Genomic DNA, 10,757 nt, shown 5'->3' on the forward strand with positions numbered 1-10,757 from the left:
GAGCCTTACTGACTGGAAACGGAAGACGAGGGGCCGGGTGCTTGGGTCGGGGCGCCGCCGGGCAGGAAGAACAGCACCAGGGTCACGCCCAGGTACAACACATAGGCGCCGAGTGTGCTGATGGTGGGGGCGTCCTGGTAACCGAACATGCCGGCCAGCACCGAACCCAGCGGACCGTCCATGGGCAGGCTGGCGCTGAAATCGAAGAGCACGGTCTGCAGGTGGTTCCAGACCCCGGCTTCATGCAGGGCTTGCACTGAATTGGCGAGGATCCCGGCAGCCACCACCAGGATGAACAGCCCGGTCCAGCGAAAGAACGCACCGAGGTTCAGGCGCATGCTGCCGGTGTAGATCAGGAAGCCGACGATGATCGCGCAGATCAGCCCCAGCAGGGCGCCGATGGGCGCGCCCGGGCCTTCGCTCTGCTGGAACACCGCCAGCAGGAAGAACACGGTTTCTAGGCCTTCCCGGGCGACGGCGAAGAACACCATGGCGATCAGCGCGATGACCTGGTGCCGAGACCCGGCCAGGGCGTGATCCAGGGATGCCTGTAGGGAATGCTTGATGGAGCGCGCCACCTTGCGCATCCAGAACACCATGGAGCTGAGGATGCCGACGGCCACCAGGCCGACGATGCCTTCGAAGAGTTCCTGTTGCTTCTGCGGGAACTCGGCGCTCATCAGCTCCAGACCGCCGCCCACCAGCAGGGCCAGGGCCGCCGCGAGAAACACCCCGATCCACACCGCGGGCATCCACTGGCCACGGCCAGTCTGCTTCAGGTAGCTGGCGATGATGCCAACGATGAGCGCGGCTTCAATCCCTTCGCGCAACATGATCAGAAATGGAACGAGCATTCATCACCAACGGGTAGCAAGGGGCGGAAAACAATTTGTAACATAATGATACTCATTGCTAAATGAAGATTATTGACAGCTGCTGAACGGAAGCTGAACGGGTCTCATTTACCAAGCCTAGACCGGTTTGTTGGTTGTGGGGGGGGATTGTCCCGGGTGCTGGGCGTGGGGCCGCCTTCGCTGGCAAGCCAGCTCCTACAGCTGGCGCGATATCGGCGGTGTTCTTGTAGGAGCCGGCTTGCCGGCGAAGAGGTCCTTGAGGTTTGCACCGGGCATGAGGCCGCCTTCGCTGGCAAGCCAGCTCCTACAGCTGGCGCGATATCGGCGGTGTTCTTGTAGGAGCCGGCTTGCCGGCGAAGAGGCCCTTGAGGTGTGCGCGGGGCGTGAGGCCGCCTTCGCTGGCAAGCCAGCTCCTACAGCTGGCGCGATATTGGCGGTGTTCTTGTAGGAGCCGGCTTGCCGGCGAAGAGGCCCTTGAGGTTTGTGCCGGGCATTAGGCCGCCTTCGCTGGCAAGCCAGCTCCTACAGCTGGCGCGATATTGGCGGTGCTCTTGTAGGAGCCGGCTTGCCGGCGAAGAGGCCCTTGAGGTTTGCACCGGGCGTGGGGCCGCCTTCGCTGGCAAGCCAGCTCCTACAGCTGGCGCGATATCGGCGGTGTTCTTGTAGGAGCCGGCTTGCCGGCGAAGAGGCCCTTGAGCCCTGCGCCGAGCATGGGGGCTCAGCCAAGGTTCTGTTCGGTCAGCCGTTGCACCGCCAGGCGGCGGTAGTGGGAGGGGGTCATGCCCTTGAGCTGCTGGAAGCGCCGGTTGAAGTTGGAAATGTTGTTGAAGCCCGACTCGAAGCACACGTCGGTGACCGGTTTGTTGCCATCGGCCAGCAGTTCGCAGGACTTGCTGATCCGTAGGCGATTGACGAACTCGATGAAGCAGCGTCCGGTGGCTTGCTTGAACACCCGGGAGAAATAACTGGGCTTCATGCCCAGGTAGTCGGCGACTTCTTCCAGGGGCAGTTCCCGGGCGTAGTGGGCAAAGATGTAGTCCACCGCTCGGTTGGTGCGGTCGATGCTGTGCTCATCCGCCAGTTGCATGCGGGTGGTGCCGGACAGCAACTGGTAGTCGTCGCAGGCGGCGAGCAGTTCCATGAGGATGAAGAAGTGCCCGAGGCGGGTGATGCCGCTGGAGTCGGCGATGCACTGCATCAGCGTCACGGCCTGGGCGATGGTGTGCGGGCAGCGGAATTCGATGCCGCACTGGGCCCGCTCCAGCAGCGGACCGAGGTTCTTCAGTTCGGCGAATACCTGGCTGGCGTTGTCGAACAACTCGTCGGTGAAGTTCACCAGCATGTCGCGCTTGCTCACCACTTCGTCCTCGGCCACCTGGCTGATCCAGTTGTGGGGCAGGTTGGGGCCGGTGAGAAACAGGGTCTGGGGATAGAAGTTGCCGATGTAGTCGCCAATGAACACCTTGCCGGAGCTGGCGACGATCAGGTGCAGTTCGTATTCCTTGTGAAAATGCCAGCGCACCAGCGGGCAGGGGAAACCGTGCTGGCGATAGATGATGGAGCGGCCGTTGTGGTCGTCCATCAGTTCATAGGAGGGGTCGGTGATCTTGCCGGGTCGACTCATGGCGCGGGTCTGTTCTTGTTGTTGGCCGGGTTGATAATGCCTCGCCCCCGACGTGCGCACCAGCCTCGGTGGCCATGGCGGCACTGTGGCCGGCCGAGGTCGCAGCGGGCGTTGCCGTTGCGCAGCAACGCCGGGTCACGCCGCTGTGGTGGCGCTTGCCCCACGGCCGCAGTTGCCGATCAGGGGCTGGCCGGGCGGTTCTTGGCTTCGATCCATTGCGCCATGTACTGGGTGCTCTTGTGGTGATGGTGACGCAGCATGGAGCCGGTGAAGTTGTCCCGGCGCAACTGCGCCAGGTGCTGGCGGCAGTGCTCCAGGCGCTGGATCAGCGCCGGGCCATGCACTTGCTGGCAATAACGTGCCGCCAACAAGGCCACTCCCCGGGCCTGGGCCTGCTGCCAGAGGGCCTGATCCTGGTACAGCGCCACCGCCGCCGCGGCCAGGGCGCTGGCCGATTCGGCCACGGCTCCCGGCCAGGGCAGGCCCGCTTCGAGCATCGATTCGCTGCCCATCGGCGTGGTCACGCTGGGGGTGCCGCACAGCATGGCGTCGAGCAGCTTGCCCTTGATTCCGGCGCCAAAACGCAGGGGCGCCAGGCAGATGCGCGCAGCGCTCATCACCTGCAACGCATCCTCGGCCCAGTTCATGATGTGAAAGCCCTGGGCCGGATTGTGCAGCGCCGCGGCCTTGGGCGGGGTGTAGGCGCCGTACAGGTGCAACTGTGCGCCTGGCAGTTGCTGGCGGATCAGGGGCCACACACGATTCTTCATCCAGAGCACGGCGTCCCAGTTTGGCGCATGGCGGAAGTTGCCGATGCTGAGGAAGTGGGCTCGCTGCTCGAAGGGCATGAAGTCCCCGGCCAATGGCTCCACCATCAATGGGCACCAGTGCAGCAGGGCCGCTGGCAGGCCGAACTGCTCGACCAGCAACTCGATTTCCACCTGGGAAACCATCAGGCTCAGGTCGCAGCGGTAGAGGGCGGCGATTTCGCGCTTGGCCAGGTCGGTTTCGGCCATGTGCCGGAACTCTTCGATCGCGGCCTTGGCGAACAAGGGGCTGAAGTCGTCCTCGTCGGTATCGCGCTTGAGGTGCTCCTTGAGCCGCTGGTGCCGGGCATGGCGCAGGCATTGCAGGTCCGAGGTTTCCAGGACCCGCAGGGCGCTCGGGCAGTGTTGTTCCACGCGCCAGCCGAACTGTTCTTCCATCATGAACTGGTCGAACAGCACGATGTCCGGCGCCAGTTCGGCGACGAAACGGTCGAAACTCGCGTTGTTGAGCTCGATCGGGCACTCGCGGATGCCCAGGGCCTGGAGGTCCTCCTTGTGCTCGCCTTCATTGGCCGGGCTGCTGAAGGTCAGTTCCCAGCCCTGGTCGAGAAAGCACTGGAGGATCTGCATCATGTGCCCGCCGGCGGCGGAGGAGCGGGGTTCGGGCCAGACGTAACCAATGATCAGGACTTTGGTTGCGGCGGTGGGACTCATCAGCGGGCATTCCTGGCAGGCAAGGGCAAAAAAGGCCGCCATTAAACCACAGCGCAGGGCCGCCGACGGATGGGGTCAGCCGAGGATGGCGCGCACCTTGTCGCGCAACTGATCGATGGAGAACGGCTTGCCGATCACCGCCATGCCTGCGGGCACCTCGATCGACTCGGCGTAGCCACTGGCGAACAGCACCGGTAACTGGGGACGCAACCGGCGGGCCTGCTCCGCCAGTTCGCGACCGTTGATGCCGGGCAGGCCGACATCGGTCATCAGCAGGTCGATGGGCTGCTCCAGGTCTTGCAGCAGGCCCAGCGCCGCCTCGCCGCCGTCGGCCTCGACAACGCTGAATTCGAGCTCTTCGAGCACATCGACAATCAGCATGCGCACGATGGCATCGTCTTCGACGACTAGGATGGTGGAAGCGCTGGCGGGCATAGGGACACTCTCAAGAAATGAATTCGGTGGGGCAGCGTAGCAATGGGCCCTGTGCATCAGTAAGTGGCGGCTTGTCACAAGTTCCCGAAGCTGTACAAAAAAACGCAGCTGTACAAGCGTTGCCAAGAATAACCGCTTCCCTTGTCCCGGGGCAGGTCAAATCGCAATGGTGGGGCCGACGCTTATAAAAAATAGCTGTCATGGCCGAATGTGGGGCAAACTTCGTTTTTTTAACTGGCAGCCAGGTCCGTCAAATGATTCGTCCGTCCTCGGTTGATGAGCAGAGTTTTCGCAAGCTGCTGACCCGCAACATCAGCCTGCCGCTGGGTGTTGGCGTGCTCAGCGCGGTTTTTTTCGTGTCCCTGATCACCTACCTGCTGTCGGTCATCCAGTGGGTGCAGCACACTGACCGGGTGATCAACAACCTCAATGAGGCCGCGCGCCTGACCATTGACCTGGAAACCGGCATGCGCGGCTTCCTGATCACCGGCGACGAGCATTTCCTCGACCCCTATGAGGTGGCCAAGCCCCGCATCATCAGCGAACTGCGCGGTTTGCAGGAGCTGGTGGCGGACAACCCGCAGCAGGTGGACCGCCTCAAGCGCCTCGAAGCCCTGCAGGTGGAGTGGAACAACTACGCCCAGGGCATGATCGACTTGCGCCGCCAGAGCGGCGACTACCGGGCGGCGGTGCAGGCCGGGCGCGGCAAGCGGCTGACCGACGAGGTACGCAAGGAATACGACAATGCGGTGGCCATGGAGCAGCAGCTGCGCCTGGAGCGCAATGAAAACGTCAGCCGCACGACGATTTTCAGCGTGGTTCTCTATCTGCTGTTCGTGGTGGGCATCAGCGGCCTGTTGGCCTATGTCGGGCGCCGCGACCTGCTGAGCCTGTCCAGAAGCTACAGCGACAACCTCGAGGCCCAGGAAAAAAGCGCCCGGCGCCTGGAGCAGCAGGCCTGGCTGCGCAACGGCCAGACCGAACTGGCCGAGCAGATGCTCGGGCAACTGACCCTGAACCTGCTGGGCCGCAACATCCTGCAGTTCTGCGCCCACTACCTGGATACCCCGGTGGCGGCGCTGTATGTCCGTGAAGAGCACGGCGGTCTCAAGCGCGTGGCCAGCTATGGCTTCTCCCGGGAGCAGGAACAGCAAGAGCAGTCGCTGTACAGCGATGAAGGCCTGGTGGGCCAGGCTGCACAGAACAAGCGCCTGATCCGCCTGGACCAGGTGCCGGCGGATTACTTCAAGGTCAGCTCCGGCCTCGGCGAGGGCGCGCCACGCAGTGTGCTGGTGGTGCCGACCACCGACGACGGCCGGGTCAACGGGGTGATCGAGTTGGGTTTCCTGCGGGCCTTGAGCGACCGCGATGTGGAACTGCTGGAACTGATTGCCGCCAACATCGGCACCTCCATCGAGGCTGCGCGCTATCGCCAGCGCCTGCAGGAAGTGCTGGCCGAGACCCAGCAGCTCAATGAAGAGCTGCAGGTGCAGCAGGAAGAGCTCAAGACCGCCAACGAAGAGCTGGAAGAGCAGTCGCGGATTCTCAAGGAATCCCAGGCGCACCTGGAAACCCAGCAGGTGGAGCTGGAGCAGACCAACGAACAACTGGCGGAGCAGGCCCAGGTACTGGCCGACCAGCGCGACGCCATGGACCACAAGAACGGCGAGCTGAACGAGGCGCAGCTCCAGCTCGAGGCCCGTGCCGAGGAGTTGCAGCGCTCGAGCAAGTACAAGTCCGAGTTCCTCGCCAACATGTCCCACGAGCTGCGCACGCCGCTCAACAGCTCGCTGATCCTGGCCAAGCTGCTGGCGGAGAACCCCCAGGACAACCTCAGCGCCGAGCAGGTCAAGTTCGCCGAGTCGATCTATTCCGCCGGCAATGACCTGCTGAACCTGATCAACGACATCCTCGATATTTCCAAGGTCGAGGCGGGCAAGCTCGAAGTGCGCCCGGAGAACGCCAGTGTGCCGCGCCTGGTGGACGGCCTGCGCAGCCTGTTCCAGCCGCTGACGGCGGACAAGGGCCTGGAGTTCAAGGTGGAGCTGCAGCCGGGCGTGCCGCAGATGCTGTTCACCGATCGCCAGCGGGTCGAGCAGATTCTCAAGAACCTGTTGTCCAACGCGGTCAAGTTCACCGAGAAGGGCCAGGTCAGCTTGAGTGTCAGCGCCCATCCGGACGCCGGCATCGCCTTTGCCGTGCAGGATTCGGGGATTGGTATTGCCGGGGACCAGCAGGAGAGCATTTTCGAAGCCTTCCGCCAGGCCGATGGCACCACCAACCGGCGCTATGGCGGTACCGGCCTGGGGCTGTCGATCTCCCGGGACCTGGCGACCCTGCTCGGCGGCTCCATCAGTGTCAGCAGCGAGCCGGGGCGTGGCAGCGTGTTCACCCTGGTGCTGCCGGAGCACTACAGCGAGGCTGCCGCGCCGGTGCTGGCGCCTCAGGTTCCGGTCGCCGCGCTGGCGCCGCCAGCGCTCGCCGCCCCTGCCGTGGCAGTGGTCGAGGCGGACAGCCTGCAGATCCCGCGTTTTGCCGATGACCGCGACAAGGCGCCGTTCAGCAGCCGTTGCATCCTGGTGGTGGAGGACGAGGCCAACTTCGCCCACATTCTTTTCGACCTGGCCCACGAGCTGGGTTACCACTGCCTGGTGGCCCATGGCGCCGACGAAGGCTACAGCCTGGCCTGCGAGTTCCTTCCCGATGCGATCCTGCTGGACATGCGCCTGCCCGACCATTCCGGGCTGACCGTATTGCAGCGGCTCAAGGAGCATGCCCAGACCCGGCACATTCCGGTGCATGTGATCTCGGTGGAAGACCGGGTGGAAGCGGCCATGCACATGGGCGCCGTGGGCTATGCGGTAAAACCCACCACCCGCGAGGAGCTCAAGGACGTCTTCGCCCGCCTCGAAGCCAAGCTGACGCAGAAGGTCAAGCGCGTGCTGCTGGTGGAGGACGACGACCTGCAGCGCGACAGCATTGCTCGGCTGATCGGCGACGATGACATAGAGATCACCGCCGTGGGCCTGGCCCAGGATGCCCTGGACCTGCTGCGCGAGAACGTCTATGACTGCATGATCATCGACCTCAAGCTGCCGGACATGCTCGGCAACGACCTGCTCAAGCGCATGTCCACCGAGGACATCTGCTCCTTCCCGCCGGTGATCGTCTACACCGGGCGCAACCTGACCCGGGACGAAGAGGCCGAGCTGCGCAAGTATTCACGCTCGATCATCATCAAGGGTGCACGCTCGCCGGAGCGCCTGCTGGATGAAGTGACGCTTTTTCTGCACAAAGTCGAATCCCAGTTGTCCCATGAACGGCAGAAGATGCTCAAGACCGCCCGCAGCCGCGACAAGGTGTTCGAGGGGCGCAAGATCCTCCTGGTGGATGACGACGTGCGCAACATCTTCGCCCTGACCAGCGCCCTGGAACACAAGGGCGCGGTGGTGGTGATTGGCCGTAACGGCCATGAAGCCATCGCGAAACTCAATGAAGTCGAGGACATCGACCTGGTGCTGATGGACGTGATGATGCCGGAGATGGACGGTTTCGAGGCAACGGTGCAGATCCGCAAGGACCCGCGCTGGCGCAAGCTGCCGATCATCGCGGTAACCGCCAAGGCCATGAAGGATGATCAGGAGCGCTGCCTGCAGGCGGGCTCCAACGACTACCTGGCCAAGCCCATCGACCTCGACCGGTTGTTCTCGTTGATCCGAGTCTGGCTACCCAAGATGGAAAGAATTTAGTGGAGCGTAATACCGAAATCGAACTGCGCTTGTTGATCGAAGCGATTTATCTCAAATACAGCTACGACTTCCGCGACTATTCCGGTGCTTCGATCAAGCGCCGGGTCAGCCACGCCCTGCGCCAGTTCGACTGCAAGACCATCTCGGCGCTGCAGGAGCGGGTGCTGCACGACCCCACGGCGTTCATGCAGCTGCTGCAGTTCCTGACCATTCCGGTGAGCGAGATGTTTCGCGACCCCTCGCACTTCCTGGCGATCCGCCAGGAAGTGGTGCCGCTGCTCAAGACCTACCCGTCGATCAAGATCTGGATCGCCGGCTGCAGCACCGGCGAGGAGGTCTATTCCATGGCCATCCTGCTGCGCGAGGAAGGGCTGCTGGAGCGCACCATCATCTACGCCACGGACATCAACCCCAGTTCCCTGGAAAAAGCCAAGCAGGGCATCTTCTCCCTGGAGAACGTGCGGGCCTATACCCACAACTACCAGCAGGCCGGTGGCCAGCGCTCCTTTGCCGACTACTACACCGCGGCCTACGATTACGCGATCTTCGACAAGAGCCTGAGGGAGAACGTGACCTTTGCCGATCACAGCCTGGCAACCGATAGCGTATTCTCAGAAACTCAATTAATTTCATGTCGTAACGTGTTGATTTATTTCAATAAAAAACTTCAGGATCGGGCCTTCGGACTGTTTCACGAGTCACTCTGCCATCGTGGTTTCTTGGTACTGGGCAGCAAGGAGACCCTGGACTTTTCTGCCTACGGCAAGCACTTCGAGCCCCTGGTCAAACAAGAACGGATCTATCGCAAGACATGAACCGGGAGAATGCCAAGCCGCATTGGCGGCGGCGGGTCGAAGCCATAGTGGTCGGTGCATCCGCCGGTGGCGTCGAGGCGCTGTTGAACCTCTTCAGTGATTTTCCCGAGGGCTTCCAGCTGCCGGTGATTGTGGTCCTGCACCTGCCCGACGAGCGCCGCAGCCAGTTGGCCGAAGTCTTCGACCGGCGCCTGGCGCTGCCGGTGAAGGAGGCCGACGACAAGGAGCAGATCGTCCCCGGCACCCTGTATTTCGCGGCGCCCGGCTATCACCTGTCGGTGGAGCAGGACCGTAGCCTGTCCCTGAGCCAGGAGGAGCGGTTGCACCATTCGCGCCCGGCCATCGACTACCTGTTCGAATCGGCCGCCGATGCCTATGGCCACAACCTGGCGGCGGTGCTCCTGACCGGCGCCAACCAGGACGGTGCCCGGGGCCTGGCCGAGGTCAAGCGCCAAGGCGGCCTGACCATCGTCCAGGACCCCGATGAAGCCCATGTCTCGACCATGCCGGACGCGGCCCTGGCCCTGCACCAACCGGATTACATTCTCCCTTTGCGCGGCATCAGCCGTCTGCTTGCCGAGCTGGAACGAATCCCATGCTAAGTAATATCCAAGCCAAGCTGCTGATCGTCGACGATCTGCCGGAGAACCTGCTGGCCCTCGAAGCCTTGATCAAGCGTGAGGACCGCACGGTGTACAAGGCACTGTCGGCCGACGAAGCCTTGTCGCTGCTGCTCCAGCATGAGTTCGCCATGGCCATCCTCGATGTGCAGATGCCCGGCATGAACGGCTTCGAGCTGGCCGAACTGATGCGCGGCACCGAGAAGACCAAGAACATTCCGATCGTTTTCGTCAGCGCCGCTGGACGCGAGCTGAACTACGCGTTCAAGGGCTACGAGAGCGGCGCCGTCGATTTCCTGCACAAGCCCCTGGACATCCATGCGGTGAAAAGCAAGGTCAACGTGTTCGTCGACCTGTATCGCCAGAGCAAGGCCATGAAGCAGCAAGTCGAGGCGCTGGAGCAGAGCCGTCGCGAGCAGGAAGCCTTGCTGAAAAAGCTCCAGGCCACCCAGGGCGAACTGGAGCAGGCGGTGCGCATGCGCGATGACTTCATGTCCATCGTCGCCCATGAGGTGCGCACCCCCCTCAATGGCCTGATCCTGGAGACCCAGCTGCGCAAGATGCACCTGGCCCGGGAGAACGCCGCGGCCTTCAGCCTGGACAAGATGCACGCCATGGTCGACCGCGACGAGCGCCAGATCAAAAGCCTGATCCGCCTGATCGAGGACATGCTGGACATCTCGCGGATCCGCACCGGCAAGCTGTCGATCCGCCCGTCACGGTTCGACCTGGCGCAGCTGGTGCGCGGGCTCGTGGAGAACTTCGCGCCCCAGGTGGAGGCGGCGCAATCGTCCCTGACCCTGCAGGCCGAAGAACCGCTTGAGGGCAACTGGGACGAGTTCCGCATCGAGCAGGTGGTGTCCAACCTGCTGACCAATGCCCTGCGCTACGGAGCCAAGAGCCCGATCGAGGTGCGGGTGTTTGCCGAGGCCGGGGAGGCGTGCGTGGAAGTCCGCGACCATGGGATCGGCATCAGCGAAGAAAACCAGGCGCGGATCTTCCAGCAGTTCGAGCGAGTCAGTGCCAGCCATGTGTCGGCGGGCCTGGGCCTGGGGCTGTTTATTTCCGAGCAGATCGTCACCGCCCACGGCGGCACCATCAGTGTCGAAAGTCGGATTGGCGAAGGTGCACTGTTCCGCGTAAGCCTGCCCCTGGCCTGACTGTAGGAGCCGGCTTGCC

General features: G+C 63.1%; 8 protein-coding genes. 4 read left to right on the top strand and 4 right to left on the bottom strand.

Going from position 1 to position 10,757, the window contains the following annotated elements; all coding sequences use genetic code 11:
- Nucleotides 1–5 precede the first annotated feature (5 nt).
- The 4 genes from efeU to U873_RS0111350 form a co-directional block, all read right to left on the bottom strand.
- Nucleotides 6–854 (bottom strand): iron uptake transporter permease EfeU, encoded by an 849-nt coding sequence (gene efeU / locus U873_RS0111335; RefSeq protein WP_025128371.1) that lies wholly within the window; start codon nucleotides 852–854, stop codon nucleotides 6–8.
- Between the two features lie 718 nt (nucleotides 855–1,572).
- Nucleotides 1,573–2,478 carry an AraC family transcriptional regulator gene (locus U873_RS0111340; RefSeq protein WP_025128372.1) on the bottom strand — a complete coding sequence of 302 codons (906 nt, stop codon included), beginning with the start codon at nucleotides 2,476–2,478 and terminating at the stop codon, nucleotides 1,573–1,575.
- A gap of 179 nt (nucleotides 2,479–2,657) precedes the next feature.
- Nucleotides 2,658–3,959 (bottom strand): glycosyltransferase, encoded by a 1,302-nt coding sequence (locus U873_RS0111345; protein ID WP_025128373.1) that lies wholly within the window; start codon nucleotides 3,957–3,959, stop codon nucleotides 2,658–2,660.
- Between the two features lie 75 nt (nucleotides 3,960–4,034).
- Nucleotides 4,035–4,394, bottom strand: coding sequence for a response regulator (locus U873_RS0111350; RefSeq protein ID WP_025128374.1), 360 nt, complete (start codon nucleotides 4,392–4,394; stop codon nucleotides 4,035–4,037).
- A gap of 254 nt (nucleotides 4,395–4,648) precedes the next feature.
- Here U873_RS0111350 and U873_RS0111355 point away from each other — a divergent pair, with 254 nt between their 5' ends.
- Genes U873_RS0111355 through U873_RS0111370 form a run of 4 tightly spaced genes read left to right on the top strand, consistent with a single transcriptional unit; the run spans nucleotide 4,649 to nucleotide 10,738 of the window.
- Nucleotides 4,649–8,143, top strand: coding sequence for a response regulator (locus U873_RS0111355; protein ID WP_025128375.1), 3,495 nt, complete (start codon nucleotides 4,649–4,651; stop codon nucleotides 8,141–8,143).
- Nucleotides 8,143–8,958 (top strand): protein-glutamate O-methyltransferase CheR, encoded by an 816-nt coding sequence (locus U873_RS0111360; RefSeq protein WP_025128376.1) that lies wholly within the window; start codon nucleotides 8,143–8,145, stop codon nucleotides 8,956–8,958. The genes U873_RS0111355 and U873_RS0111360 overlap by 1 nt, the downstream gene beginning before the upstream one ends.
- The gene (locus tag U873_RS0111365; protein ID WP_025128377.1) at nucleotides 8,955–9,560 is read left to right on the top strand and encodes a chemotaxis protein CheB; all 606 of its coding nucleotides are present in this window, start codon (nucleotides 8,955–8,957) and stop codon (nucleotides 9,558–9,560) included. Before U873_RS0111360 ends, U873_RS0111365 begins: the two co-directional genes overlap by 4 nt.
- The gene (locus U873_RS0111370; RefSeq protein WP_025128378.1) at nucleotides 9,554–10,738 is read left to right on the top strand and encodes a hybrid sensor histidine kinase/response regulator; all 1,185 of its coding nucleotides are present in this window, start codon (nucleotides 9,554–9,556) and stop codon (nucleotides 10,736–10,738) included. Before U873_RS0111365 ends, U873_RS0111370 begins: the two co-directional genes overlap by 7 nt.
- The last annotated feature ends 19 nt before the right edge of the window (nucleotides 10,739–10,757 follow it).

The organism is Pseudomonas sp. PH1b, from assembly GCF_000633395.1.
Taxonomy (GTDB): domain Bacteria; phylum Pseudomonadota; class Gammaproteobacteria; order Pseudomonadales; family Pseudomonadaceae; genus Aquipseudomonas.